Annotated in this window: 1 pseudogene; it reads left to right on the top strand. The window is 29.5% G+C overall.

From position 1 onward, the window contains the following. Positions 1-80: 80 nt before the first annotated feature. Positions 81-1,256, top strand: a pseudogene (locus MK115_RS09290) (IS1634-like element ISCwa1 family transposase); the annotation flags it as partial. Positions 1,257-1,813: the final 557 nt, after the last annotated feature.

Genomic DNA, 1,813 nt, shown 5'->3' with positions numbered 1-1,813 from the left:
CAATAGATTACTGTTGGAAGTCTCTCAAAATAATTTAATAGCTGAAAAATTTTATAACCGCTTTGATTTTCATACTGTAGGAAGAAGAAAAAATTATTAAAGAAAGACCAATTTTTATTAAGAAAGGATATTCTCGGGATCATAGACCAGACTTAAAACAATGTGTCTTGGATTTAATAACAAGCCAAGATGGAGATATTCCATTATTTGTGAGAGTAGGAGATGGAAATGAATCTGATAAAGCTGTATTTGGAAAAGTTTTAGTAGAATTCAAAAAGCAAATAAAGTTTGATAGTATCATGGTTTGTGATAGTGCTTTATATGGTCAAGAAAATCTCCAACTAATCCAACATTTAAAATGGATAACGAGAGTTCCAATGACCATAAAAAAAGCAAAAGAATTAGTGCAAAATATAGAGGTGGAAGAAGTAAAAGATGAAGATAAAGAAAAAAGAAGTGACCTAAATTTAGAAAGTTATACCTGGAAAGAAGAAATTGTTACTTATGGTGGAATCAAGCAAACTTGGTTAATAGTCTTGAGTGAAAAAAGACAGAAAAGTGATTTGGAAAAACTAGAAAAACAACTTTCCCAAGAAGAGAAGAAATCCCAAAAATTTCTTAAAGAAATACAATCTGAAGAATTTGAACATCCTCAAGCTGCTCGATATAAATTAAAAGCTATTAATAAAAAATTGAGATTGTTGGAAATAAAAGAAGTTGAACTGATTGAAACTTACTCGAAAAAAAAGGAAAAGATTTATAAAATGATTAGTCTGATCATCAAAAAAGATGAAGAGATAAGTAGAAAGACTAAAGAAGCAGGAAAATTTATTTTAGCAACTAACTTAGTAGAGGAAAATAAATTAGAAGCTAGTGAAATTCTGATAACTTATAAAAACCAGCAATCTACGGAAAGAGGATTTCGATTTTTGAAAGATCCCTTATTTTTTACTGATAGTTTCTTCGTTGAAAAACCAGAAAGAATAGAAACAATGTTATTTTTAATGTCTTTGTGTTTGTTGATTTATAACTTGGGGCAAAGAGAATTAAGAAATTGTTTAAAAAGAGTCAAAAAAGGAATAAATAATCAAGTAGGGAAAGTAACATTGCGTCCGACTTTGAGGTGGATATTTCAATGTTTTCAAGGTATTCATTATGTGATTTTAAACGGAGTTAAACAAATTGTCAATTTAACAGAAGAAAGGCGTTTTATATTGAGTTTATTACCTGCATCTTGTCAAAGATATTATCTATAAATTGAATTGGATAAAGCAAAAATAATAAAAGAATAAGAGTCTAATGATATCAAATGAGAAGAGGAAACTCTCCTTCGTTTGTGCTGAGTCTTGCTAAGTTTTCAATGAGTATAAATCTTCTTAATTTGATTATTTTTCCTAAAAATTTAATGAAAAGAGAAATATTCTTGCCCAGGTATGATTTTCGGACTTTTTAAAACTATGTATTTTTTTATACTACATTTTGAAGTGCGGAATCTGGGTTTTATCATATTTATCCTCACCCTTGGCAAAATGAGTCATCCCGTAGTCTTCTATTTGGTTATAGAGGTTATGGGGGATTCTAGCAGCTATGGCTATACTCTTAGAGGTTATCCAGGTTTGATTTGCTTTCGTCTCACTCATCGTTATTGATATGTTCAACAATCTGTCATACAAACTAGGATAAACCATAAAGGAAACCAGCTAACCAACTGATTTACATATTGTTAAACAATCTGTCATACACAAATGAGTAATTATGATAAAATAGGGTTAAGAGAAAAACAATTATAATGAAACTACCTAACCCTGAAAAA

Origin of the sequence: Prochlorococcus sp. ALOHA_ZT_50 (assembly GCF_022447305.1) — a bacterium.
Classification (GTDB): Bacteria; Cyanobacteriota; Cyanobacteriia; order PCC-6307; family Cyanobiaceae; genus Prochlorococcus_A.
The sequence above is the reverse complement of the archived record's forward strand: the minus strand, read 5'-3'. Positions and strand labels throughout refer to the sequence as shown.